Genomic DNA, 24,964 nt, shown 5'->3' on the forward strand with positions numbered 1-24,964 from the left:
TGGATTGGCAAGAGTCGCTAGATTGAAGACAATGACAAGGTCAGAACACAATACGAGCATATTGTTTGATCTTTTCGTTGGTTAGTAGAAAAAGGGGATGGAAGAACAAGGTTAAGTCGGTGAATGGGTCTCGAGTACGACTTTGATATTGTAACGATTGATGCTGACGAAACGAATTCCGGATCAGCGAAGCCCGCAGCGCCCGCGGACAGGGCAACGCGTGCTCAGTTTCGTCGTGCCAGCACCGCCGAGGCCCTGCGCACGGCTTCTCCCAAAATCCGTATGATTTTCGAAGAGGCCGGGTTCGGCCTGGAACCCACCAACAGCAATCTTGCACACGGATATTTCCGCCCGCAGGACACGGCCGAGCGGGAACGCATCCTGCGTGCGCTGTTCGCCAATATCAGGGCGGTGGGTGTGAAGGGCGAATATTGTGGCGCCTTCGACATCCGGCAGTTTATCGATGACGTGAAAACAGCCCGGCCACAGGACGACGTGCCATCCGAAGTTCAGGAGCGGATAAGCAAACCGCAAGGCTCCTCCGGGCCGAAACCCAAAAGGCGTTCGATCCAGGGGAGAATCGGATTCGCACTTGGGCTGGCGGTGGTTGTGATCGTGGTTCTGAAATATCTGGCGTCGGCGGGCACCGCGCCCTAGCACAGTGTCACGCCGGCCGCGCGCATCGCGGTTTCGGCCGCGGCCAGGGACCCGTCCAGATCGATGGCCCGGCAGGCCTCCATCCGCACAGTCACGTCAAACCCAAGCCGCGCGGCGTCCACGGCCGAAAAATGGACGCAGAAATCCGTCGCCAGACCAACAAGGGTCAGTTTGTCGATGCCGCGTGTTCTCAGATATCCCTCAAGGCCCGTTGGCGTGGATTGGTCGTTTTCGAAAAACCCCGAATAGCTGTCGATGGCGCTGCGAAACCCTTTGCGAATGATCAGGTCGCCATCGCTGCGCAGATCGGCATGAAACGCCGCGCCGGGCGTGCCCTGCACGCAATGGTCCGGCCACAGCACTTGTGGGCCATAGGGCATTTCGGTCACGTCATAGGGGGTTTTGCCCGGATGCGAACTGGCGAATGAGGAATGCCCCGCCGGATGCCAGTCCTGCGTCAGGATCACGGCGTCGAAATCATCCATCATCGCATTGATCGGGGCGACGATCTCATCCCCTGCGGGTACAGCCAGCGCGCCGCCGGGGCAGAAATCATTCTGGACGTCGATTACAATCAGGGCATGGGTCATCGCGGTGTCTCCTCGGGCTTTCTATCGGTACGGGGCGGGGGCGGGATCGTCAATCTTGCGCCGGGCAATCCCCCGATGGCTTGCGGCGCTGGACCTGCAGGTTTAGATCACATGCATGTATACGATCGCTGCCCTGTACCATTTCACCCGTTTCGCCGATCCCGCCGCACTGCGCGAGCCGCTGCTTGACCTGTGCCGCGCGCAATTGGTCAAAGGCACGCTGCTGCTGGCGCAAGAGGGGATCAATGGCACCATCGCAGGCCCCCGCGCCGGGATCGACGCGGTGCTGGCCCATATCCGCGCGCTGCCGGGCTGTGCCGATCTGGACTGGAAAGAGGCCACCGCCGGCCACCCGCCCTTCGGCAAGATGAAGGTGCGCCTGAAGAAAGAGATCGTGACCATGGGCCAGCCGGATATCGATCCGCGTGCCCGGGTTGGCAATTATGTCGAGCCCGAGGACTGGAACGATCTGATCCGCTCGGATGATGTGGTGGTGATCGACACCCGTAACGATTACGAAGTGGCAATTGGCACATTCGAGGGCGCAATAGACCCTGAAACAGCCAGTTTCCGCGATTTCCCGGCCTGGTGGGAGGAAAACAAGGAGCGCTTCCACAACAAGCGCGTGGCGATGTTCTGCACTGGCGGTATACGGTGCGAAAAGTCCACCAATTTCCTGCTGGGGCAGGGGGTTGAGGATGTCTATCACCTGAAGGGCGGCATCCTGCGCTATCTCGAGGAGACGCCCCCCGAGGACAGCACCTGGCAGGGGGAATGTTTCGTGTTCGACAACCGCGTGTCCGTCGGTCACGGGCTGGTCGAAGGACCACACAACCTGTGTCACGGTTGCCGCCGCCCGATCCTGCCCGAGGACATGAAACGCCCCGAATATGAACATGGCGTGTCCTGCCATCAGTGCATCGACGAGACCTCCGAGGCTGACAAGACGCGGTTCCGTGAGCGGCAGAAACAGATCCAGCTGGCGCGGTTGCGCGGGCAGGAGCATCTGGGCGCCGGCTAGGCCTGTTCGCAATTCCGGTTGCAGCGGCGCATTGGAATCTGGATAATTCAGGCGATATCAGCGTGTTGGAGGCCCCATGGCCCGCAAGCCCACGACTTTGGCAGAATGGAAATCGACGTTTCTGGCCGCCGCAGGCATGGTCGTCGCCAGCTTCGTTGCGTGGTTCGGCCTGTCGCGTCTGAGTGAGGCCGCCGCCGGGGACACGATCGGCACGATTGCGTCGGTGGGGCTGGTGCTGTGGATCGTCTCGCAATCCTGGTTCTACATGACGCAGGTGAAATCCCCGCGGCGGCTTTTGTTCCTGATGGGGGTGTCCTTCATCCAGGTCGTCCCCTTCCTGTTTGCGGCCGCCTATGGCGCGTTCGGTTACACCGACAATTGCGTGCTTGGGGCGAAGGGGCCTGCGGATATCCTCTATTTCTCATATGTCACCTTCACCACGGTCGGGTACGGGGACATGTCCCCCACGGGCCTGTGCCGCGGGCTGGCTGTGGCCGAGGCCGTGACCGGGTATATCCTGCTGGGCATGTTTGTCGCCGCTGCCGTTGCTTTGTACGCCCGCACACACAGCCAGGAATAGGCTCTGATCAAGGGTTATTTGTTGTGATCGATCCAGCGCGACATCATCTGTTTGTCGCGGAAACACTCGGACGGGATCGGCCTGCGCTTGCTGCGTGAAATACGCTCGGCAAAAGCGATCTGCTTGCCCGTCGGGTAATTTGCAAAGGGCGACGGATCATCCGGTTTGTGCGCCGATATCCAGGCTGACATCGACCGCCGGTCGCGCTGTGCCTCGACCGGAATATCCAGCGCCGACTGTTCCGCGATGGCGCGGGCATAGCGCATCTGCCGGTCGGTGACGGGCAGCAGATGATAGTCGTTTGTCGGGCCGCTCAGGGCCGAGTTTCGCATGTTCCGGGTCATCGGGTGATCCTCTGACTGTGTAGAACATAAATAGAACATTAACCTTTCATTTCAAGAGTAGACCCTTTTGGCTAAGCAAAAACACGCCTGCTCACGCGTTTATTGACTGGCCAATCAATAAAAGATATTCCCGTGCGCAACGCACTCATTTCCCTGTCTCAAAGGGACATCCGAACAGAAAAGGACGCGGCATGAAGTTTCAGCCCAAGGCCAGCCATTTCATCAATGGCGAATATGTCGAAGACACCAATGGCGCCCCGATCGACGTCATCTATCCGGCCACCGGAGAGGTCATCGCGCGGCTGCACTCCGCCACGCCTGAGATCATAAATCAGGCTCTAAACAGTGCTAAAGCGGCTCAGGCCGAGTGGGCTGCGATGTCAGGCACCGAGCGTGGCCGCGTTCTGCGTCGCGCTGCCGACATCATGCGCGCGCGCAACCATGACCTGTCGGTTCTGGAAACCCACGACACTGGCAAACCCCTGCAGGAAACGCTGGTGGCCGATGCGACCAGTGGTGCTGACGCGCTGGAGTATTTCGGTGGTCTGGCAGCCTCGCTGACCGGTGAACACATCCCGCTGGGCGGTGGCGACTTCGTTTATACGATCCGCGAGGCGCTGGGCGTCTGCGTCGGCATCGGTGCGTGGAACTATCCAACCCAGATCGCTTGCTGGAAGGGCGCGCCCGCGCTGGCCTGTGGCAACACGATGGTGTTCAAACCCTCGGAAATCACGCCTTTGTCGGCGCTGAAAGTGGCCGAGATTCTGATCGAGGCTGGCGCGCCCAAAGGCGTCTATAACGTGGTGCAGGGCTATGGCGATGTCGGCGCGTCGTTGGTGACCGACCCGCGCGTCGCCAAGGTCTCGCTGACCGGCTCGGTGCCGACGGGCCGAAAGGTCTATGCTGCCGCAGCGGATGGCATGAAGCACGTGACCATGGAGTTGGGCGGAAAGTCCCCGATGATCGTGTTTGATGATGCCGATATCGAAAACGCCGTGTCGGGCGCAATTCTGGGGAATTTCTATTCCTCGGGTCAGGTGTGTTCCAACGGTACCCGCGTGTTCGTGCAGAAAGGCATCAAAGAAGCCTTCCTTGCCCGCCTGTCCGAACGTCTGGCAACCGCGAAAATCGGCGACCCGCTGGATGAAGAGGTCAACTTTGGCCCCATGGTCAGCCAAAACCAGATGAACATTGCGCTGGGCTATATCGAAAAGGGCAGGGCCGAGGGCGCACGTCTGGTCTATGGCGGCGAGCGGATCGACGGCGATGGTTTCTACATGCAGCCCACCGTCTTTGCCGATGTGACCGACGACATGACCATCGCACGCGAGGAGATCTTTGGCCCGGTCATGTCGGTGCTGGATTTCGACACCGAAGAAGAGGTCATGGCCCGCGCCAATGACACCGAATTCGGCCTGGCCGCAGGCGTCTTTACCAACGACCTGACCCGCGCCCACCGTATCGTGGCGGGTTTCGAGGCGGGCACCTGCTATATCAACACCTACAACCTCGCCCCGGTTGAGGCGCCGTTCGGCGGGTCCAAGATGTCGGGCGTCGGGCGCGAGAACTCGAAATTGGCGATCAACCACTTCAGCGATATGAAGACGGTTTATGTCTCGATGAACGATGTCGAGGCGCCCTACTGATCGAAACCGGCGATCCACGCTCTGTTCCCGACATTTCGCGTCGGGAACAGAGCATAAGCTGCCCCTGACCTGTGGCTGACTTTCCAACAAGCGCTTAGTTCGCAAGCAGGAGGTCCGCCCATGAAAACCCACGCTCAGGCCGTTGTGATCGGAGGCGGTCTTGTTGGTTGTTCGATCCTCTACCATCTGGCCAAGCTCGGCTGGACCGATGTGGTCTTGCTGGAACGGGATGAGCTGACTTCGGGCTCGACCTGGCACGCGGCGGCCAACATTCATGGGCTGCACGACAACAACAACATCACCCGTATCCAGCATTATACGATGAACCTGTATAAAGAGCTGGAAAAGGAAACCGGGCAGGGGTGCGGTGTGTTCCAGCCCGGATCGCTGTATCTGGCACAGACCGAAAATCGCGAGCACCAGCTGCGCCTGCAAGAGGCCAAGGCGAAGTTCTACGGTCTGAACTTCTATGAGATCAGCCGGGAACAGGCCAAGGAATTGCACCCGCTGGCGCAGTTCGACGACATCCGCTGTATCATGTACGAACCCGATGGCGGCAATGTGGACCCGTCTGGTGTGACCCATGCCTACGCCGCCGGTGCGCGTGCACTGGGGGCCACGATTGAGCGGTTTTGCCCTGTAATAGGCACTGATCAGCAGCCTGATGGGTCGTGGATTGTGCGCACCGAAAAGGGTGACATTCAAACGCAATGGGTGGTGAACGCAGGCGGCCTCTGGGGGCGCGAGGTGGCCGCGCTGGCCGGGATCGAGCTGCCGCTACAACCGACCGAACACCAGTACTTTGTCACCGAGGCGATCGACGAGGTCGCCGCTTTGGGCCGCCGCCTTCCGTCGATCGCCGACCGGGATGGCGAGTATTACTTCCGGCAAGAGGGCAACGGCCTGCTGATCGGCGCCTATGAAAAAGATATGCGGTTCTGGGCGGAAAATGGCACGCCGCTGGATTTCGCCCATGACCTGTTCCCCGACGATCTGGACCGCATCATGGAAAACGTCATCCGCGCCACCGAACGCGTGCCCGTGGCCGCGACTGCGGGGGTCAAGCGGGTGATCAACGGGCCGATGATCTGGTCTCCGGATTCCAACGCGCTTTGGGGGCCGGTGCCCGAGCTGCAGAACTATTTCTGCTGCACCGGGATCATCCCCGGATTCTCGCAATCGGGCGGTCTTGGCCTGTTGTCGGCGCAGTGGATGATCGAGGGCGAGCCGCAATACGACATGTTCGCCTGGGATCTGGCTCGGTTCGGTGACTGGGCCGACAAGAAATTCACCAAAGCACGGGTCGAGGATGTCTACACACACCGTTTTGCCATCCATTTCCCGAACGAAGAACGCAGCGCCGGTCGTCCTGCCCGAGTGCGCCCGGCCTATCAGATGCAAAAGGACATGGGCTGCGTCTTTGGCCTGAACTGCGGTTGGGAACACCCGCTTTGGTTTGCCAATCAACCCGGCGCGGTGGAAACCAACGGCTTCACCCGTCAGAACTGGTGGGAGCCGGTGGGGCGCGAAGTGCAGATGCTGCGGGATCATGTGGGCGTCATCGATATCTCGAACTTCGCCAATTACGTGATCAAGGGGCCAGGAGCCTACGAGTGGCTCGACTGTCTTGTCGCCAACCGGGTGCCGACCGAGGTTGGGCGGTCCTGCCTGACCCCGTTGATCTCGGTCCGCGGGGGGGTGGCCGGAGATTTCACCATCACCAAGGTCGCTGACGACGAGTATATGATGATCGGCTCGGGCATGGCCGAGCGCTATCACCAGCGTTTCTTCAACATGGTCGATCTGCCCGAGGGCACCACTTTCGAGGTCGCCACCAACCGCATTGCAGGCTTTAACGTGGCCGGGCCGAAATCGCGCGATCTGTTACAGCGACTGACCAACGCGGACCTGAGCAACGAAGGCTTCCGATTCATGCGGTCCCGCACGATCGAGGTCGCCGGGGTTATCTGCCTTGCCATCCGCGTCAGCTTTACCGGTGATCTTGGATGGGAATTGCATTGTGCAGAAGAGGACCAAATCAGGCTCTATTCTGCACTTTTGGAGGCTGCAAAGGATCTGAACGGCGGTCCGGTCGGTGGCCGCGCGCTGGGGTCGCTGCGCATCGAAAAGGGCTATGGGTCCTGGGGCCGCGAGTATTCTCAGGAATATTGGCCGCAAGAGGTGGGGCTGGCGGGCCTGATCAAGCTGGACAAGGAGTTCCTGCACAAAGAGGCCTATCTGACCATCAAGGACAACCCGGCGCGCGAGGTTCTGTCGATCTTCGAGGTCGACGCCGATGTGGCCGATGCCTCAGGTGGTGAGCCGATCTTTACCCCCGATGGCACACCCGTGGGTCGCGTGACCTCGGGCGCCTATGGGTACTCGGTCGGCAAGTCTCTGGCCATCGGATATGCCGACCCCAAGGTGGCAGGTCCGGGTGATACGGTTGAAATCTTCATCCTGGGCAAGCAACACAGGGCCAGGATTCTTGCGGAACCGCCCTTTGATCCCAAGGGTCACCGATTGCGTGACATCCACCCGGTGACAGAGGGCGCGTCATGACCGATACCATCATGCGCGTTGCCGATTTTGCCCTGAACCGCCCGGCTGATCAGATGCCGGACAGTGCCAAAGAGGCGGCGGCGCTGATGATGTTGGACACGATGGGCATCCTGATCGCCTCGGGCCCGATGGAGGCCGGGGTGATTGCGCGTGACACAGCGGCGCTGCTCTATGCAAGTTCCGATCCGGCCTACAGCACGCGGATGATGTTCGACGGTCGCCCGGTCAGCATGGCAGGCGCGGCCTATGCCGCCGCTACCCAGACCGACAATCTGGACGGGCATGATGGATATAACCCGACCAAAGGGCATATCGGGGTTGTGGTTCTGCCGGCACTGATCGCTCTGGCGGAACATCGGCCTGATCTGACGGGGCCCGAAGCTCTGGCTGCCGTGATCACCGGTTACGAAATCGCCGGTCGCGCCGGGTTGTCGTTGCACGCGTCGGTCGATGACTACCACACCTCGGGCGCGTGGAACGCGCTGGGCGTGGTGGCGATGGCCGCGCGGTTGCGGGGGTTCACATCCGAACAGATGCGGCAGGCGATGGGAATTGCCGAGTACCACGGCCCCCGCAGCCAGATGATGCGCGAGATTGCCAACCCGACGATGCTGCATGACGGCTCGGGCTGGGGCGCGTTGGTTGGTATTTCTGCCGCAATTCTGGCCGAGCGTGGCTTTACTGGCGCACCTGCCATCACAATCGAAGCCGAGGCCGCTGCCCCCTATTGGGCCGATCTGGGGCAGTTCTGGCAGGTTGAGCATCAATATGTGAAACCCTACCCGATCTGCCGCTGGGCCCATGCGGCGATAGATGGCGTCCGGGCGGTGATGCGGAACAACACGTTGTCCCATGACCGGATTAAATCCATTCAGATCAACAGTTTCCACCAAGCGGCCTGCCTGTACGCCGGAATGCCGGATACGACGTCTCAGGCCCAGTATTCTCTGCCCTTTGCCGTAGCAGTGCAGGCTATATATGGCCGGATAGGCGTCGAGCACATTTCCGGCTCGGGGCTGTCTGACCCGGCCGTGGCAGATTTGATGACGCGTATTAGCGTGGCTGAATCTGACCGGCACAACTCCCGATTTCCCGAGGGCCGCTGGGCAGATGTCAGCATCGCCACCACCGATGGGCGGGTATTGGACTCCGGAGACATTCACGCCCGCGGCGGCCCCGAAGCTCCGATCAGCCGGGATGAGGTGATCGCCAAATACATGGAATTCGCCGCCCCGGTCATCGGCGCGGCGCGTGCCGAGGCGATCCGCAATGTCATTCTGGGCTGGGTTACCCCGAACTCCCGATACGCTGACTTGTCGCCCTTGATTTTCGGCCCCTGAGCGGTGGGCGCCCGGCCATTGATCCGAGTGACATTAGTTCTGACACCGATTTTACTGCCGGTTAGAGCCTGTTTTACTGTTCCTTCAACATCGCGAAGAGGTCGGCAATCCTTTGCCGGGTGTCGGCGCTGTCCTGCAACAGGGCTTCCGCGTCGGCCAGTGGTTTTTCAGGAACGCGCAGCGGTAAGACCGTCAAACCTCGGGTTGCTTTCGCAACATGGCTGAATTTCGTACCGTCATCCTGATCCGCCTTTTCCGTCAGATCGGCCAGCCAGAACAGCCGGTTCGCTTCCTCCACGTGTCCCGAGGCGCGCATCAACTCGCCCGCCGCCGCGAAATCGCCCGCGGCTTGCAGGGCTGCGGCCCGCAGTGAAACGGCCTGTTCCGTGGAATCATCTCCCAGCTCAAGCATCGCCTGATGCGGGCGTTGCGCCAGTAATGCCACCTTGGCCCGCAACCGGGCCCGTTCCCCGCGCTTGAGCCTGTCCTGAGGGCGTTTCGCAAGGGCCTGCGCCTGCCTTGCAAACCCAAGCTCGGCCAACCGGTCTGCAACCGCAATTGCCGCATCGGTTGTCAGCCCCTGTGTCTGGGCTTGGCGCAGGCTCAGGATGCGGCGCAGAAAGGTGGCATCGTCGGCCCGTTCGGTCAGAACGAACACCACGCGGTTAAGCGTCTCGGCTGAGCCGTCATCCTCGGGCAGCTCTGCCGTCACGTCCAGCGCCGCATCGAATTCCTGCCCAAGGCTCAGGGCAACAGCGTGCGTTTGTTGCATCATCAGGCCGATATCCGACCGGCGAAACTCGACCGTGTAGGATTCCGCCAGATCCAGCTCTTGCGGTGAGACCGCCCCACGCTCCAGCCAGCGTTTGTCAACCAGCCGGGCCAGCGCCAGCGGGGCTTCCAGCGTGGCGTCCGGGGCCCCGATCACTTCGGTCAGCAAGGCTTCGGTCCGGGGGGCATCGTGCTCGGCCGTGGCGACCTTTGCTTTGGCCTGCGTGGTGTCTGCGCTGACCAGAGTCTCGACACGATCCACCGAGCGCAAGACACGGCGGGCGGCTTCCAATTCCTGCCCGTCCACCAGAATGTCTGACAGCCTTGGCCCGACATGGCGGCGCAGATGGTTCGGCAGGCGCGCAAAGGTCTGCTCAATCGCGATCAGATTGGCGTCTTCATGCAAGCGGCCCTCGGTCAGGGCAGCCCACAAAGCGGCGTCGCTATCGCACCGCTGCAGGCCCGTAAACGGGTTCGGTTCTGTCAGTGGCCCGTCGTCCAGAACGCGGGCAATGGCAGCGATGCGTTCGGTTTCCACGGACCGCTCACCCAGCAGATCCAGTGCTCTGATGGCTTCGGCACCGAATCCGGAATAGGCGTAGAGCTTTGCCAATTGCAGCGCGCGGGTCTTGTCGATGGCGTCGAACTCCTGAAACAGATCCGCCCTCAGCTGTGCCGTCTGTTCGGCAAACGGGCGTTCACCGGACCAGTCATCCAAAGCAAGCTCGGCGCTGGATACGCAGGGGGGGCGTCGTTCCAGCTGAGGAACATCCGGACCCAAAAGCCCGTTCAGGGTGTCCAGAATTGAGGTTACCTGAACGTTCAGCTCCACGTCTGCCGGCATGAGCAGGCTTTGGTTGCCAACCGAGGCACGTGGCCCCACCGGGGCAATGTTCAGATCGATGATGCCACGGTCAGCACCCTGTAGCAGGCGCGTTGCAAGCTGGTCTTCGAACCCGCTCGCGTTCAGGTTCAGCAAGGGCAGTTCAAGTGCCGCGATACTCTGATCCTGCCCGGGCGTTATATTTTCCTTCGGGGCTTTGGGCAGAGCCAGAGCCGGAATGTCGCTGGTAAGCGGTGGCAGGAAAGTGCCGGGCGCGATGTCCACCACGATCATCGTATTCTTGAACAGAAAGGCCGAGGCGACACAGTCGCAACCGAACTCCAGTTCAAGGGGCGCACCGGGTTCAGCCTGGGAAAGGGTGGCCAAGCGGTTCTGGGTCAGGCGCTGAAACACCGCCCCTGTTCGAAACGCCACATCCTCAAGCGCGACGTTCAGGCGCGCGCCGTTTTTCGTTTGTTTCAATACCCAGCCGGTGTCTGGCGGAACCTGAACAACCAGCCTTGTATAGCCGTCATGCTCGCCCGAGCGCACGGTCACATCCCGCGCGGTGGCGCCGGTGGCTGCTGCCATCAGGGCGGAAACAATCAGCGCAAACCGGGTCATGCGGCTGCCTGCTTGAGTTCTTTCAGTGCTTCTTCAAGCTCGGTGAAATCCGGGCGGTTATGGGTCGGCGTGTTCTGACGCCCGACCTCAATACACATGGCGGCATTGTGGTTGTGCAGGTTGGCGACCAGAACCTCTTTGATCAATTGGTAGAAATGGTTGTCCTCTTCGACCACCGCCTTCAGTTTGCCGGCAAAGGGGCCGACCAGACCATAGGCCAGAAACACGCCCAGAAAGGTCCCCACCAGCGCACCGCCGATCAGTTTGCCCAATACCTCAGGCGGTTGGTCGATCGAGCCCATCGTCTTGATCACCCCCAGAACCGCCGCCACGATGCCCAGGGCGGGCAGGCCATCCGCAACCGTCTGCAGGGCGTGGCTGGAGTGCATGGCGTGGTGAAAATTCGTCTCCATCCGCTTTTCCAGCACCTCTTCCACCTGATGCGGATCGTCATAGTTCATCGAAGCGGACCGCATCGTGTCGCAGATCAGATCAACGGCTTCTCTATCAGCCTGAATTCTGGGGTAGGCCGAGAACAAAGACGAGTTTTCCGGGTCTTCGATATGTTGCTCAACCTCGACCGGGTTGGCCTTGGCGATGCGGATCAGCGAAAACAGCAGGCACAGCAGATCGCGATAATCCTCTGGCTTCCATTTCGGGCCTTTGAACACCTTGCCCATGTCTTTGATTGTGTGTTTGACGGCGCTCATGTCGTTGCTGATCATAAAGGCCCCGACGGCGGCGCCGCCGATCATCATCATCTCAAACGGCAGCGACTTCATGATGATGGCCATCTTGCCGCCCGCAGCCAGATAGCCGCCGAACACCATGGCGAAAATGACGACAATTCCGATTAATCCGATCATGGGTGGTCTCCAGCAAAGCCCTGTGCGGGGTTGAAATGTTATTCCTGCGGCACTGCCGCGTTGCGGCCAGCCATAATGACGCTGATCGTATAAGCGGCCTCGGGGCTCAGCCCGGCCAGAACGCCCGCCGCCGCGTCCGGCGGCATCCGTGACAGAAAGCCGGCGGCAAAGCTCGGGTCCATCGTCTCAAACAGGGCGGCGGCGTCTTTGGGTTTCATGCTTTGATAAACATCTGTCAGGCGCGTCAGGTCGGACTCGGCGGCCTTTTCGGCGATGGAGAGTGTTTCGCGCAGGGCTTCTTCAGCCTCTTGCAGCGCAACCAGACGGGTCTCGATCGCCTGATCGGCAATGGCCAGCGCCTTTTCCTTGTCCAGGACTGCCGCCTCGCGCTGTTCCAGCGCCTCTTCCCGGCGCAGCAACTCGCTCAGCAAAACCTGTGCACCAGGTAAATCGGCCCGTGCTTGCTTGGCCTCGGGCATTGCAGGCTCGGCACCTTTTGCCAGCGCGGGACCTGCCTCCAACCCGATGCGAATCGCGGCCGACCCGATCATCAGCAATGAGATGACCGCCAGCACACCACTCTTTGGCCGTTTTTCGGTTGGCTTGCGGGTCATGTCGCTGCCTCACTCCGAGACCGGTCGTGCCGGAAAAACATCAGGCCATCGGGCCGCTTGGCCGGGGTTGCGGCAGGTGTTTCGCTGTCCGTCTCTGCGGACTTTTCCCTTGCTTCAGCGGTGTCTTCCGGCTGTTTTGGCTTGTCGGCCGCTTCAACACTGTCTTCCGGCTCTGCAGACTTTTCGTTCGAATCAGGAGTTTCTTCCGTCTCTGCTGTGGTTGTTTCCTCATCCGCCTCAGGTTTTGCGATTGTCTCTTTTGCGGTTTTGGCTGGTTCCGGTTCGGCCGTCTTCGCAGCCTTTTCTTCGGGCGGCACGACATCGTGCATAGAAGCCATCATCAGCTCGAGGCGCTGGGCGACCGATTCGGCCCGTTGCGTCAGCTCTTTCAGAACCTCACCGGACTGGTCCGACGCCTCCCGCGCCGCGCCCAGCGACTTTTTCAGCTCATCGGCCTGGGTCGACAGCACGGCAACCGCGCCGCCAACGCCCTTTTCCAGATCGGTGAACCGCTTGAGCCGCCGGGACAGCACAAAACAATAAAGACCCGCACCCAGCGCGCCGGCGACCAGAAAAATATCTGCAATCAGCTCCAACTTCGCCTCCTAGTTCAATACGAATTCCATCACGAGGACATCGCGCACGCGCCCCTCGCCGACGACAATTTCAATGCGCCGCAGCAGGTGGCCGCGAATGCGCATCAGGGCCAGTGAATCCTCAAGATCCGACACTTCGACCGCGCGCAGATAGCCGTTCAGGATGTCCATGATTCGCGGCTTCATCTTCTCGACATCGGCGGCGTATTCGCTGTTCACCTCAAGCTGAGCGTGAAATTTCAGATGCCGCGAATCGCCTGCGTTCACCGACACGATCACCGGCGGCAGGTCGATGAAACCCACCTGCGGCAGCGCCTTGACCGGCTTGCCCTTGTCCTTGGCCTCTTCCATCGCGGATTTGCCGCCGAAAGGCAGCATTCCGGACGTGGTCAGGAAATACCCGCCAGCCGCCCCGGCCACGGCCAGAATCACCCCGATGATCAGCCCCTTTTTCCCAGACTTTTCCGGGGCTTCTGCCTGTTCTGCAGTCGCGTCAGTCATGACGTCCTCATTTGTCCGTTCTGCAATCGTCATAACCCGGCAGGGACTAACCGATTGTTAAGGGCAATCGTCCAAACAGGGGATGCGCCGGGCAGAATGTCGGCGAGTCGGAGGTGAGCGTGCAGCAGATCGGAACTGTCTGGGCAAGTTTGGACAGGCGTAAACAAATCATCGTTGCCGGTGCGGTTGTGCTGGTATTTCTTGGGGTCCTTGCGATGTCGCGCCTTGTGACGGCACCGTCGATGACCCTGCTCTATGCGGGGCTGGAAAGCGGGGCCGCAGGGGATATCGTCCGCTCGCTGGAACAGCGCGGGGTTACGTACGAGATCAGGGGCGGCTCGATCTATGTGCCCGGGGCGCAGCGGGATGAGCTGCGCATGACCCTTGCCAGCGAAGGCCTGCCCGCGAATGGCAATCAGGGCTATGAGCTGCTGGATTCGCTCAGCGGCTTTGGCACCACGTCACAAATGTTCGATGCCGCCTATTGGCGTGCGAAAGAAGGGGAACTGGCTCGCACCATCGTCGGCAGCCCCCATGTCGGCCAAGCTCGTGTGCATATCGCCAACGGGTCGACCAATCCGTTCCAGCGCAGCGTGGCGCCGACGGCTTCGGTCTACCTAGTGCCGTCGGGGGCGCAGGTCACGTCCGATCAGGCCAAGGCGATCCGGTTTCTAGTGGCCTCGGCCGTCAGCGGTCTGGCACCCGAGAATGTTACGGTCGTCGATTCGAACGGGGCGGTGATAGGGGCGCAGGAAACGGCCGTTGCCGCTGATACGGCGGATGACAAGGCGCGACAGCTGCGCGAACGGGTGATGAGGCTGGTCGAGGCGCGTGTCGGCACCGGGAATGCTGTGGTCGAGGTCAGTGTCGATACGGTGACCAAGACCGAATCCATCCGCGAACGCCGCTTTGACCCCAATGGCCGCGTCGCCATCAGTACCGATGTCGAAGAACGCTCGGACAGCGCCCGTAACCAGTCTGCCGATGTCACGGTGGCGTCGAACCTGCCGGATGGGGATGGTGCTGGCGGCGACGAATCGAACTCCAACGCGACGCAGACGCGCGAGCGAGTGAATTATGAGGTTTCCGAGACTGAATTGGAGGTTCACAACGCTCCCGGTGCGATCAAACGCTTGACCGTGGCGGTTCTGGTCAACGGAACGCGCACGGTGGACGCGGCCGGGGTTGAGGCATTCAAGCCGATGCCCGAGGCCGAGATGGACGCTTTGAAAGAGCTGGTGGCCTCGGCGGTAGGGTTTGACGAGGCGCGCGGGGACGTCATTACCCTGAAATCTCTGGACCTGCCGGTGGTTGAGCCGCAGGGCACTATGGCCACGGCCTCGGTTTGGCAAAAGGTACATTTCGACGCGATGTCGCTGATCCAGATGGCGGTTCTGGCGATTGTCTCGCTGGTGCTCGGCCTGTTCGTGATCCGCCCGATTCTGACGAAACCGGCAATGGCGCCCGCGTTGTTGCCTGCCGGGACTGCTCCGGAGCCTGAGGCCTATCTGACCGGCGAAATCGCAACCGACGAGAATGGACAATTCACTTCGCTGCCGGGGCAGGCACCTGCTGGTGACGTTCCGGCGCTGGCCGCGCAGCAGGGCGCTGATCCTGTGGACCGGCTGCGGGCGATGATCGGCGACAAACAGGAAGAAACCGTCGAAATCCTGCGCAGCTGGCTCGAAGAAGGGGAGGAGCGTGTCTGATGTCGATTGCCCATCTTCTTGAGGATTTCACCCTGCAGGCCGGCGGCGGCAAGCTGCACCTGCTGGACGAGGACGCGCTGGAAGAATACCGGCTGGCCGCCTTTGAACAAGGCTACAGCGCCGGTTGGGAAGACGCGGTTCAGGCACAGGAGCAGAGCCGGGGGCAGGTCTCGGCTGAACTGGCCAAATCGCTGGAGGACATGTCCTTTACCTATCACGAGGCCGTCACCCGGATGACCCTGTCGCTGGAGCCGATGTTTCAAAGTCTGGTGCAGGTTGTTCTGCCCGAGACGCTGGATCGGGGCTTTGCCGCACGGCTGGTTGAGCAACTGACCGACATGGCGCGCGCGCAGGTCGGTCAGCCGATGCAGATATTCGTACCCGCAGGCCGCACGGACGAGGTTGAGGCCCTGCTGCCGCAAGACCTGTCCTCACCCACGCGCGTGATCGAAGACCCGTCGCTGGAGGCCGGACAGGCGCGATTGCAGGTCGGCACCTCGCAGCGTGAGGTGGATTGCAGCGGGCTGCTCACCTCGGTCGCCGGGGCATTCGACGCATATGTATTTGAGGCAAAAGAGGCAGTGAGCCATGAGTGATTCCCAGACCCCGAAACCCGAAAAAGCCAACCCGTTCGAAGCCGTCCCGATCGAGGTTACGGTCTCGGTCGGACGTGCACGGCCCCTGATCCGCGACCTGTTGAACATGGGCGAAAACGCCGTGCTGACGCTGGACAAGCGGATCGAGGATCCGGTCGACCTGTATGTCGGTGATCAACTGGTCGCCCGTGGCCTGCTGGAAGAGATGGAGGGCGATCAGGCCGGGCAGCTCGCCGTACGCCTGACCGAGATCGCGGATTTGCAGAACGGGATCGGTTGATGCGGATTCTGCTTTGGCTGGTTGTTGTGCTTGCGACCGTGTCCCCATCGCTGGCTGCAGCGCAGGAGCTGTCGCTGTCACTGGGCGAGGGGGGCTCGATCTCGGCGCGGACCATCCAGCTGATCCTGTTGATCACAGTGCTCAGCCTCGCGCCGGGGCTGGCAATCATGATCACCTGTTTTCCGTTTCTGATCACCGTTCTGGCCATTTTGCGGCAGGGTATTGGGCTGCAGCAATCGCCGCCCAACATGCTGATCGTCAGCCTGGCGATGTTCCTGACCTATTTCATCATGGAACCGGTCTTTACCGAGGCCTGGACCACTGGCATCAAACCGATGGTCGAGGAAACGATGGAGGTTGAGCCAGCGCTTGAGATTGCCATCCAACCGTTCCGCGCCTTCATGGCTGCGCGGCTGGACCCCGATACGTTTCACTCCATGGCCGCCTTGCGCCCCGGTGGAGACGCCATCGCGCTGTCGCCCGAGGCGCCGCTGTCGATCCTTATGCCGTCTTTCATGCTGTCCGAGATCGCCCGCGCTTTTCAGATCGGTTTCCTGATCTTCCTGCCGTTTCTGATCATCGATCTGGTGGTGGCGGCGGTGCTGATGTCGATGGGGATGATGATGGTGCCGCCTGCGACCGTATCACTGCCGTTCAAGCTGGCATTTTTCGTCATCGCGGATGGCTGGTCGCTGATCGCCGGAGCATTGGTGCGCAGTTACATGACCTAGAGCAGTCACTGCCGGGTGATCTGCAGCCGCGCCCGTAAACCCTGATCCCCGGCCTCGAAACTGAGCGAACCGCCATGCTGTTCGGCGATCGTGGCCACAATGGTCAGGCCAAGGCCGAACCCGTCCGAGGACCCGGTATTGGACCCGCGGCGGAACGGCGCCATCAGCGCTTCGATATCTGAAACGGACAGATCGGCCCCCTTGTCTTCGACCGTTATGGTGGCCCTGCGGGCATCGGTTTCCAGTTGCACCTCGGCATGACGGCCGTATTTCAGGGCGTTGTCGATCAGGTTGGTCAGCGCGCGTTTCAACGAGATCGGCCGCCCCATCACCAGCATCCGCCGCGTTTCCGGCAGTGAACCGTGTCCGCGCCGCGACATGAAGACCGAGGGCGCGCCCTCGACCGCGACCGGGGCGATTTTCCTCAGCGTCACCGGCAAGCCCATGTCCTGGTAATCGGCGACAAGAGACTCGACCAGCGCGGTCAGCGAGATCTGGCGCGGTTCTTCGACGCTCAATTCGGATCGCGTGTAGGTCAGCACGCTTTCGATCATGCCGGTCATCTGATCCACGTCAGCCTCAAGCTTTTCGCGCAGCTCGTCATCGGGGATCAGCGCCGCGCGCAGGCGGACCCGTGTGGCGGGCGTGCCCAGATCGTGGCTGACCCCGGACAGAACGGTGGCGCGTTTTTCCAGCTGCGCGCGCTCGGCATCCAGATGATCGTTGACGGCCGAGACGATCTCGCGCAGTTCCGCCGGGCCATCGGCGTCATAGCTGTTCGGCCCGCCCCGGCGTTTGCGATCGCGCAGCGCGCCGGCAAACCGGGTAAAGGTATCCGAAACATTGCCGACCGAGGTCAGGATGACCGCCAGCGCGACGACCGCGGCCAGAATGGCGGGCAGGCGCAGATCGGCGGGGGCGGCCTTGCACCCCCAGACATTGGTGCCGTCCACCTGCCGCCAGTCATTGCGCCCGAACCGGGCGATCAGGATTGGTTCGCTGCAATAGGTGGCCAGCAGGCGGGTCAGGTTGCCCATCTTTTCGGCCCCGGTCTGGTCGATACGCGACAGGATATCGGATACCGGATAGACCAGCCGGTCGGACATCACCGCCAGCGTCAGCTCACGCCCGGCCAAAGGGGCGGTGTTGTCGGTCAGAATCGACAGGTTGGTGACAAAGCTGCGGTCCGACAGGCCCGGCAGTTGCTCGAACTGGCCCGCATTGGCCAAGTGTACCGCCTGTGGCGACAAGGCTGTAACCGTGACACCGGGCGGAGGGGTTATTCCGCCCCGCAATTCTTCGTAGACAGCAAAGCCCGCGACATAGGCGCGGGTCAGAAAATCGTCCCAGGCGCGGGCCGAAGAAAACCACAACCCTGCGGACAAAAGGCCGGTGGCAAAGGCCGCCCCGGTCCAGATCCAGCCTAGGCTGCGCAGGCGCGGGGCGCGCGCTGTCATGCGCCCTCGTCCACGGACACTTCGGCGGCAAAGACATAGCCGACGCCGCGTTCGGTGCGCAGCATTTGCGGGTCTTTCGGGTTGGCCTCGATCTTGGATCGCAGCCGTCCGACCAGCATGTCGATGGCGCGGCCCTGCGCCTCGGGTTTGTCCGTACTGCCGGTGACGTCCAGCGCGGCGGCAATCTCATCTCGGGTCAGGGGGATATGCGGATTGGCCAACAGAACCTTGAGCAGTGCGGTTTCCCGTTGTGACAGAGAGACCAGATAGCCGTCGGGCGAGTGCACCTCGTCCCGCTTGCCATCATAGATCCAGCTATTGAACCGAAAGCTGCGCGTGCGGCGGCGATAGGCCAGTGACGGCGTGCGGCGGGCACGCTGCATCACCGCGCGGACGCGGGCCAGCAACAGCTGCGGGTTGAACGGCTTGGCGATATAGTCATCGGCCCCGACCTCATACCCCGCCATGCGCTGATGATCGGCGGACAGCGCCGAGACCAGAATGATCGGCACATCCTGCTCGGCGCGCAGGCGGGCGCAAATCTCGACGCCGTTCTCATCCCCCAGCATCACGTCCAGCAGGATCAGGTCGATCCGGCCCGCGGTCAGATGCGACCGGATTTCGTTTTCCGAACTGGCGGGCAGGGCGATGAACCCGTTCTGCTGCAGGAATTGGGTCATCATCGACCGCATCTCGGGGTCGTCATCCACCACCAGTAGTCGCGGAATGCTCACGCGGCTTGTCCTCCCAGTTTCTGCTCCTCCGGTATCGTGCATTGTAACGAACGGAAACAGATTCAATGTCAACGTAACACGCTGTAACAAAAGCGGTGAAAAATTGGACGGTGGCAGGGGTTTGGCGCGGATTCCGCGTTGCCAGAGAGCAATCCGGGCGCAGTATGTCGGGCATCGCTGCTTTTGCAGTCACTAAGTTCTCTAGGGAGGAGACACGTAATGAAGCGTTTTGCACTTGCTACTGCGTCGACACTGGCCGTGGTGGCCGGAACGTCGGTTCTGGCCGAGCCGCAGGCTGAGGTTCTGCATTGGTGGACTTCGGGTGGTGAGGCCAAATCGGTGGCCGTTCTGCAGGAAGAGTTCGCCTCGAACGGCGGGACCTGGACCGATATGCCGGTTGCCGGTGGCGGCGGTGATGCGGCGATGACCGCGCTGCGCGCCCGCGTTCTGGCGGGCAATGCGCCGACCGCCGTTCAGCTGAAAGGCCCCGCCATTCAGGAATGGTATGAAGAGGGCGTTCTGGCCGATATCTCGGGCGTGGCCGAGGCCGAAGGCTGGGCCGACGTGCTGCCTGCCTCGATTGCCGGGCATATGATGTGCGAAGGCACATGGTGCGCAGCGCCGGTCAATGTGCACCGCATCGACTGGATCTGGGCCAACGCCGATATTCTGGCCGCCAACGGCATCGAAATGCCGACCACATGGGACGAATTCAACGCCGCCGCTGAAAAGCTGCAGGCCGCCGGGGTGATCCCGCTGGCCCATGGCGGTCAGGCCTGGCAGGATGCGACCGTGTTCGAAGCGGTTGCGCTGGGCCTTGGCGGGCCTGAATTCTATCAGAAGGCTTTCGTCGATCTCGACCCCGAGGCTCTGACCTCGGACACGATGGTTCAGGTCTTTGACCAGATGCGCACGCTGCGCGGGTACGTGGATGAGAACTTCTCGGGCCGTGACTGGAACCTTGCCACCGCGATGGTGATGAACGGCGAAGCGGCGTTTCAGATCATGGGCGACTGGGCCAAGGGTGAATTCCTTGCGGCGGGCAAGACCCCCGGCGAAGACTTCCTGTGCGCCTCGACCCCCGGCGACGGTTATCTGTACAACGTTGACAGCTTTGCCATGTTCGAAGTCGAAGGTGACGACAATCGTGCCGGGCAGGAGCTGCTGGCCAAGCTGATCGTTGCGCCCAAGTTCCAGGAAGTGTTCAACCTGAACAAGGGCTCAATCCCAGCGCGGACGGACGTGGCATTGGATGCGTTCGACATCTGCGCCAAAATTTCGGCCGAAGACATGGGAACAACCTCGGCCGGCGGGTCGCTGCTGCCGTCCTATGCCCATGGCATGGCGCTGCGCGGGTCGCAGGCTGGTGCGATCACCGATGTTGTGACCGCGCATTTCAACTCGGACATGTCCTCGGCTGACGCGGTTCAGCAACTGGCGGACGCGGTGGCCAACAGCTACTGATCCGAACCGGTTCTGCCCCTATACTGCGGGGCAGAACCTCTTTTCTCCCGGAGGAAAAAATGTCCGAATGGCTGGAAAACCACCTACCCAAGGTGGTGCTGGCACCGTCGTTCATTGCCGTATTGATCTTTGTCTACGGCTTTATCGGATGGACGGCCTGGGTGTCACTGACCCGATCGAAACTGTTGCCGAAATACGAGATCAAGGGATTCATCCAGTATGAACGCCTGTTCGACTCGCCCCGCTGGGATACGGCAATCAACAACCTGTATATCTTTGGCGCGCTGTTCATCGTGATCGCGATGGTGCTGGGCCTTTTGCTGGCCATCCTGCTGGATCAGAAAATCCGTGTCGAGGGTGCGATCCGCACGATCTACCTGTATCCCATGGCGCTGTCGATGATTGTGACAGGGACCGCGTGGAAGTGGATTTTGAATCCGGGTCTTGGCATCGAGTCCATGGTGCAGGGCTGGGGGTTCACAAACTTCGAATTCGACTGGCTGGTGAACCCGGATTACGCCATCTACACCATCGTGATTGCCGCGATCTGGCAAAGCTCGGGCTTCGTGATGGCGCTGTTTCTGGCCGGTCTGCGTTCTGTGGATGGTGAGATCATCAAGGCCGCTCAGGTCGATGGTATCCCCACATGGCGCATCTATACCGCGATCATCATCCCGTCGATGGCCCCGATCTTCCTGTCGGCCTTCATCGTTCTGGCGCATCTGGCGATCAAAAGCTTTGATCTGGTCATCGCCCTGACGGGTGGCGGTCCGGGTTACGCAACCGATCTGCCCGCTACCTACATGTATGCAATGGCGTTTTCGCGCGGTGACATCGGTCAGGCGGCATCCTCCGCGATGATCATGATGCTGGTCGTCTTTGCCATCGTGGTTCCCTATCTTTACTCAGAGCTGAGGGCGAAAAATGACTGATCTGTCGATGCCCCAAACCCAAACCCGCACCCAAAGTGCCACGGGCAAAATTGCCCTGCGTTGGCTGCTCTATGTCCTGCTGGGCCTGTTTGCACTGTATTACCTGATGCCGCTGTTCGTGATGCTGACCACATCGCTGAAAAGCCTTGAGGAAATCCGCACCGGGTCCCTGATCTCGCTGCCGCGCGAGGTCAGCTTCGAGGCGTGGAAAACCGCATGGTCCGGCGCATGTACCGGTATCCAATGCGAAGGTCTGCGGCCCTATTTCTGGAACTCGGTCCTGATCGCGGTGCCTGCAGTGGCAATCTCGACCCTGCTGGGCGCGCTGAACGGCTATGTGGTGGCGCAGTGGCGGTTCAAAGGGGCCAACATCATCTTCTCGCTGATGCTGTTTGGCTGTTTCATCCCGTTTCAGGTGGTTCTGCTGCCGATGGCGCGCCTGCTGGGCATGATGGGGATTGCCGGGACCATTCCGGGCCTGATCTTTGTCCACGTGATCTACGGGTTGGGCTTCACCACGCTGTTTTTCCGCAACTACTATGTCACCATCCCGTCCGAGCTGACCAAGGCCGCGCGCGTTGATGGGGCCGGGTTCCTGCGGATCTTCTGGTCGATCTTCCTGCCGTTATCGCTGCCCATCGTTGTGGTGACCGTCATCTGGCAGTTCACGCAGATCTGGAACGACTTCCTGTTTGGCGTGTCGTTCAGTCAGGCGGGCACGCAGCCTGTGACCGTGGCGCTCAACAACATCGTAAACTCCACCACCGGCGTCAAAGAATACAACGTCGATATGGCCGCCGCGATCATCGCGGGGCTGCCGACGCTGCTCGTCTATGTCGTTGCCGGTAAGTATTTCATCCGCGGCCTGACCGCCGGCTCAGTGAAGGGATAAGACCCATGGCTCCCATCCTTGATATCAACAAGCTCTACAAGAATTACGGCGCGACCGAGATTCTGAAGGACATCAACATCTCGATCGAACCGGGCGATTTCCTGGTGCTGGTCGGCCCCTCGGGCTGTGGTAAATCCACCCTGCTGAACTGTATCGCGGGGCTGGAAGAAATCACCGGCGGCACCCTGTCCATCGGCGGCAATGACATGACCCATGTCAGCCCCAAGGACCGCGACATCGCGATGGTGTTCCAATCCTATGCGCTGTACCCGACCATGTCGGTGGCCAAGAACATCACCTTTGGCATGAAGGTGCGCGGCGTCGACCCCGCCACGCAGGAGGCCAAGCTGAAAGAGGTCGCCTCGCTGCTGCAAATCGAGCCGCTGCTGAACCGCCGCCCCAGCCAATTGTCGGGTGGTCAGCGGCAGCGGGTGGCGATGGGCCGGGCGCTGGTGCGGGACCCCAAGCTGTTCCTGTTTGACGAGCCGCTGTCCAACCTCGACGCCAAGCTGCGGGTCGAGATGCGGACCGAGATCAAGAAACTGCACCAGACGCTGGATGCCTCGATCGTCTATGTGACCCATGACCAGATCGAAGCGATGACGCTGGCCACCAAGATCGTGGTTCTGAAAGGTGGTGTCGTGCAGCAGATCGGCACCCCGGCCGAGATCTACAACAACCCGGCGAACCTGTTCGTGGCCGATTTCATGGGCTCGCCCGCAATGAACCTGATCCCGGCGCAGGCAACCAAGAACGGATCCGGCACCGAGATCGCCATCGCGCGCGAAACGGGTGAGACGCTGGTGCTGAAAGATACCCGTGACCTGTCGCTGCCCAAAGACGTGATCCTTGGTCTGCGTCCCGAAGACATTGCCGAGGCAGGCTTCCGCGCCGGTGCAGGCGTGCAAGAGGCTGAATGCCTTGTCGATATGGTCGAACCGGCGGGCGCGGATACCTATGTGGTCTCGGAACTTGGCGGCAAGCAGGTCACCGCGCGTCTGCACGCTGAAACCAGCGCGCAGGCGGGTCAGATGCTGAATCTGGCTTTTGACATGAGCAAAGTGTCCTATTTCGCTCAGGAAACCGGCGAACGGTTGAACTGAAACAAAAAAAACGCCGCGTGAATCCAATCATGCGGCGTTTTTTTGCAATTTCGCCCGGATCACCCCGCCCGCTTCATATCCTTGATCAGACGGTTCAGATCGCCACCGCGCGCATCCAGCATGGCGCCGATCTCGGTCCGTTCGGTCAGCAGCATATTCACCCCTTCGATGAACATGTTGAAGAACTTGTCACGGCCCGATTTGTCCGACACCAGAAAGGTCACCTCGAACGGCGACGAGCCCTGCAGCTTGACCGAGGTGCGCACCTCGTAGCCGGCCTTGATCTTGCGGGCATTGCGCACGGTGACCTGACCGCCAATGAACTCGCGGAAGCGGCGGCCGTATTTGTTCGAGATATAGCCCTGAAACGCCCTGGTGAACTGTCTCAGCTGCGATGGGCTGGCGGAACGGCCATCCACCCCCAGCACATAGCGCGCCATGATCGGCACGTCGGCATATTGCACGAAAATCTTCTCGAAATCGCGGATCATCGCTTTTTCGGATTTGCCCGAAGCGATCACACGGTTGATATCATCCACCACACTGACAACCAGAGCCTTGGCGCTGGCTTCGGTTTGGGCAAAGGCGGGAAGGGCGGTCAGCATCACACCAGCCAGGCCAGTGGCGACAAAACCGCGTCGGTTCAAATGGTTATTCGGCATAGGGGTCCTCGTAGGGGTCTAGGTAGGGGTCCCTGACAGGGTCGGTCCCGGTTTCTGCATAGGGGTCATCATACAGACCCAGATAGGCTTCCTCATCGTCGCGTGCCAGTTCGAAGCGGCGGTTCTGGATGTAGATTGTGCGCGCCTGCGCATAGCTGTCGGCGCTTTCATACAGGATCGAATCGACCGTGTCCGAGAACCGGCCCCGGTCACCCATGCGCCGCACGACCTCGGCATAGACACCGATATTGTCGACCGGGCGCGTGGGGCTGAAATTGATCGGGTTCGAGAACAGATTGACCACAACGCCAATCGCGTCCCGCTGGGTTGACGGGCCATAAAACGGCAATTCGACATAGGCGCCTTCGCCAACACCCCAGACATGCAGGGTTTCGCCGAAATCGGTATCGACCGGCGGCAGGTTCAATTCGTCAGCAGGCGAAGACAGCCCCGCCCCGCCCACAGTCATGTTGATGACAAAGCGCAACAGCGCATTGCCCGATTGCTTGACGTTACCCTGCAGCAGGTAATCCACGGCTTGCCCGGGCAGGGTCAGGTTCTCGGCGAAATTGCTGAAGCTGGTCACCATCGGATCGGGCACGATCTTGACGTACCCTTTCGAGGCCGGGCGGAACAGGAACCGGTCAACGCCCAGATTGAATTTGTGAATGCCCCGGTTGTTTCGTTCATAAGGATCGAACACCTCGTTTGGCGGAGTTCCTTCCGGCGCCCGCGTGGCGCAGGCGCTCAGGACTGTCATCAGGGACAGAACGATCAGGTGCTTCAGGCGGGGTCTGCTCAACACGGTCTTTGCCACTCCAAACCATTCGGGGTCGTTGGCCCGAACTATCAATCAATACTGCCTATGG

The 24,964-nt window shown here is 60.9% G+C and carries 25 protein-coding genes; 14 read left to right on the forward strand and 11 right to left on the reverse strand.

The window, feature by feature from the left end; genetic code table 11:
• Window positions 1-123: 123 nt before the first annotated feature.
• Window positions 124-657, forward strand: a complete 534-nt coding sequence (locus tag ACR0NT_RS09115; RefSeq protein ID WP_170444097.1) for a hypothetical protein — start codon at window positions 124-126, stop codon at window positions 655-657.
• Here the strand turns inward: ACR0NT_RS09115 and pncA are convergent.
• Entirely contained in the window at window positions 654-1,247 is a 594-nt protein-coding gene (gene pncA / locus ACR0NT_RS09120; protein ID WP_170672843.1) for a bifunctional nicotinamidase/pyrazinamidase, read from the reverse strand. The two genes, ACR0NT_RS09115 and pncA, sit on opposite strands and share 4 nt — an antisense overlap.
• A gap of 115 nt (window positions 1,248-1,362) precedes the next feature.
• Between pncA and trhO the strand changes: the two genes are divergently transcribed.
• Both trhO and ACR0NT_RS09130 read left to right on the forward strand, forming a co-directional pair.
• The gene (gene trhO, locus ACR0NT_RS09125) at window positions 1,363-2,268 is read left to right on the forward strand and encodes an oxygen-dependent tRNA uridine(34) hydroxylase TrhO (RefSeq protein WP_170672845.1); all 906 of its coding nucleotides are present in this window, start codon (window positions 1,363-1,365) and stop codon (window positions 2,266-2,268) included.
• A 76-nt stretch (window positions 2,269-2,344) separates the two neighbouring features.
• Window positions 2,345-2,848: a potassium channel family protein gene (locus tag ACR0NT_RS09130; protein WP_170672847.1), complete on the forward strand. Its 504-nt coding sequence runs from the start codon at window positions 2,345-2,347 to the stop codon at window positions 2,846-2,848.
• Between the two features lie 14 nt (window positions 2,849-2,862).
• On the opposite strand, the gene ACR0NT_RS09135 is transcribed toward ACR0NT_RS09130, so the two are convergent.
• Window positions 2,863-3,192, reverse strand: a complete 330-nt coding sequence (locus ACR0NT_RS09135; RefSeq protein ID WP_170672849.1) for a hypothetical protein — start codon at window positions 3,190-3,192, stop codon at window positions 2,863-2,865.
• A 191-nt stretch (window positions 3,193-3,383) separates the two neighbouring features.
• Here ACR0NT_RS09135 and betB point away from each other — a divergent pair, with 191 nt between their 5' ends.
• From betB to ACR0NT_RS09150, 3 genes are all read left to right on the forward strand, one after another.
• The gene (gene betB / locus ACR0NT_RS09140; RefSeq protein WP_170672851.1) at window positions 3,384-4,838 is read left to right on the forward strand and encodes a betaine-aldehyde dehydrogenase; all 1,455 of its coding nucleotides are present in this window, start codon (window positions 3,384-3,386) and stop codon (window positions 4,836-4,838) included.
• A 120-nt stretch (window positions 4,839-4,958) separates the two neighbouring features.
• Window positions 4,959-7,400: an FAD-dependent oxidoreductase gene (locus ACR0NT_RS09145; RefSeq protein ID WP_170672853.1), complete on the forward strand. Its 2,442-nt coding sequence runs from the start codon at window positions 4,959-4,961 to the stop codon at window positions 7,398-7,400.
• Window positions 7,397-8,740 (forward strand): MmgE/PrpD family protein, encoded by a 1,344-nt coding sequence (locus ACR0NT_RS09150; RefSeq protein ID WP_170444083.1) that lies wholly within the window; start codon window positions 7,397-7,399, stop codon window positions 8,738-8,740. The genes ACR0NT_RS09145 and ACR0NT_RS09150 overlap by 4 nt, the downstream gene beginning before the upstream one ends.
• A 73-nt stretch (window positions 8,741-8,813) precedes the next feature.
• Here the strand turns inward: ACR0NT_RS09150 and ACR0NT_RS09155 are convergent, their stop codons facing one another.
• The 5 genes from ACR0NT_RS09155 to ACR0NT_RS09175 are packed head-to-tail and all read right to left on the reverse strand — an operon-like array spanning window position 8,814 to window position 13,535.
• Window positions 8,814-10,958, reverse strand: coding sequence for a hypothetical protein (locus ACR0NT_RS09155; protein WP_170672856.1), 2,145 nt, complete (start codon window positions 10,956-10,958; stop codon window positions 8,814-8,816).
• A complete protein-coding gene (gene motA / locus ACR0NT_RS09160; RefSeq protein WP_170444079.1) occupies window positions 10,955-11,824 on the reverse strand; it encodes a flagellar motor stator protein MotA in 870 nt (289 codons plus the stop codon). The genes ACR0NT_RS09155 and motA overlap by 4 nt, the downstream gene beginning before the upstream one ends.
• 38 nt (window positions 11,825-11,862) lie before the next feature.
• A complete protein-coding gene (locus tag ACR0NT_RS09165) occupies window positions 11,863-12,438 on the reverse strand; it encodes a MotE family protein (protein ID WP_170444077.1) in 576 nt (191 codons plus the stop codon).
• Complete coding sequence (locus ACR0NT_RS09170) at window positions 12,435-13,034, reverse strand: hypothetical protein (protein ID WP_480442940.1); 600 nt, start codon at window positions 13,032-13,034, stop codon at window positions 12,435-12,437. Before ACR0NT_RS09170 ends, ACR0NT_RS09165 begins: the two co-directional genes overlap by 4 nt.
• 9 nt (window positions 13,035-13,043) lie before the next feature.
• On the reverse strand, window positions 13,044-13,535 hold the full coding sequence (locus ACR0NT_RS09175) for a flagellar basal body-associated FliL family protein (protein WP_170444075.1): 492 nt from the start codon (window positions 13,533-13,535) through the stop codon (window positions 13,044-13,046).
• Window positions 13,536-13,654: 119 nt separating this feature from the next.
• Between ACR0NT_RS09175 and fliF the strand changes: the two genes are divergently transcribed.
• The 4 genes from fliF to fliP are packed head-to-tail and all read left to right on the forward strand — an operon-like array spanning window position 13,655 to window position 16,851.
• On the forward strand, window positions 13,655-15,244 hold the full coding sequence (fliF, locus tag ACR0NT_RS09180; RefSeq protein ID WP_170444073.1) for a flagellar basal-body MS-ring/collar protein FliF: 1,590 nt from the start codon (window positions 13,655-13,657) through the stop codon (window positions 15,242-15,244).
• A complete protein-coding gene (locus ACR0NT_RS09185; protein WP_170672859.1) occupies window positions 15,244-15,840 on the forward strand; it encodes an ABC transporter ATP-binding protein in 597 nt (198 codons plus the stop codon). Before fliF ends, ACR0NT_RS09185 begins: the two co-directional genes overlap by 1 nt.
• Window positions 15,833-16,120, forward strand: a complete 288-nt coding sequence (locus tag ACR0NT_RS09190; RefSeq protein WP_170401225.1) for a FliM/FliN family flagellar motor switch protein — start codon at window positions 15,833-15,835, stop codon at window positions 16,118-16,120. The genes ACR0NT_RS09185 and ACR0NT_RS09190 overlap by 8 nt, the downstream gene beginning before the upstream one ends.
• Complete coding sequence (gene fliP / locus ACR0NT_RS09195; protein ID WP_170672862.1) at window positions 16,120-16,851, forward strand: flagellar type III secretion system pore protein FliP; 732 nt, start codon at window positions 16,120-16,122, stop codon at window positions 16,849-16,851. Before ACR0NT_RS09190 ends, fliP begins: the two co-directional genes overlap by 1 nt.
• Window positions 16,852-16,856: 5 nt before the next feature.
• Here the strand turns inward: fliP and ACR0NT_RS09200 are convergent, their stop codons facing one another.
• Window positions 16,857-18,308: an ATP-binding protein gene (locus ACR0NT_RS09200; protein ID WP_170672864.1), complete on the reverse strand. Its 1,452-nt coding sequence runs from the start codon at window positions 18,306-18,308 to the stop codon at window positions 16,857-16,859.
• A complete protein-coding gene (locus ACR0NT_RS09205; RefSeq protein WP_170444065.1) occupies window positions 18,305-19,042 on the reverse strand; it encodes a response regulator transcription factor in 738 nt (245 codons plus the stop codon). The genes ACR0NT_RS09200 and ACR0NT_RS09205 overlap by 4 nt, the downstream gene beginning before the upstream one ends.
• A 219-nt stretch (window positions 19,043-19,261) precedes the next feature.
• Here ACR0NT_RS09205 and ACR0NT_RS09210 point away from each other — a divergent pair, with 219 nt between their 5' ends.
• The 4 genes from ACR0NT_RS09210 to ACR0NT_RS09225 are packed head-to-tail and all read left to right on the forward strand — an operon-like array spanning window position 19,262 to window position 23,433.
• On the forward strand, window positions 19,262-20,506 hold the full coding sequence (locus ACR0NT_RS09210) for an ABC transporter substrate-binding protein (protein ID WP_170444063.1): 1,245 nt from the start codon (window positions 19,262-19,264) through the stop codon (window positions 20,504-20,506).
• Window positions 20,507-20,565: 59 nt separating this feature from the next.
• On the forward strand, window positions 20,566-21,438 hold the full coding sequence (locus ACR0NT_RS09215; RefSeq protein WP_170401214.1) for a carbohydrate ABC transporter permease: 873 nt from the start codon (window positions 20,566-20,568) through the stop codon (window positions 21,436-21,438).
• Window positions 21,431-22,330: a carbohydrate ABC transporter permease gene (locus ACR0NT_RS09220; RefSeq protein ID WP_170672867.1), complete on the forward strand. Its 900-nt coding sequence runs from the start codon at window positions 21,431-21,433 to the stop codon at window positions 22,328-22,330. Before ACR0NT_RS09215 ends, ACR0NT_RS09220 begins: the two co-directional genes overlap by 8 nt.
• Before the next feature lie 5 nt (window positions 22,331-22,335).
• Window positions 22,336-23,433: a sn-glycerol-3-phosphate ABC transporter ATP-binding protein UgpC gene (locus ACR0NT_RS09225; protein ID WP_170672870.1), complete on the forward strand. Its 1,098-nt coding sequence runs from the start codon at window positions 22,336-22,338 to the stop codon at window positions 23,431-23,433.
• A gap of 59 nt (window positions 23,434-23,492) precedes the next feature.
• Here ACR0NT_RS09225 and ACR0NT_RS09230 read toward each other — a convergent pair whose 3' ends face one another.
• Both ACR0NT_RS09230 and ACR0NT_RS09235 read right to left on the reverse strand, forming a co-directional pair.
• Window positions 23,493-24,095 (reverse strand): Tgt2/MlaC family protein, encoded by a 603-nt coding sequence (locus ACR0NT_RS09230; RefSeq protein ID WP_170444057.1) that lies wholly within the window; start codon window positions 24,093-24,095, stop codon window positions 23,493-23,495.
• Window positions 24,085-24,855, reverse strand: a complete 771-nt coding sequence (locus tag ACR0NT_RS09235) for an MlaA family lipoprotein (protein WP_170445007.1) — start codon at window positions 24,853-24,855, stop codon at window positions 24,085-24,087. The genes ACR0NT_RS09230 and ACR0NT_RS09235 overlap by 11 nt, the downstream gene beginning before the upstream one ends.
• Window positions 24,856-24,964 lie beyond the last annotated feature (109 nt).

The organism is Ruegeria sp. AB10 (genome assembly GCF_056542745.1).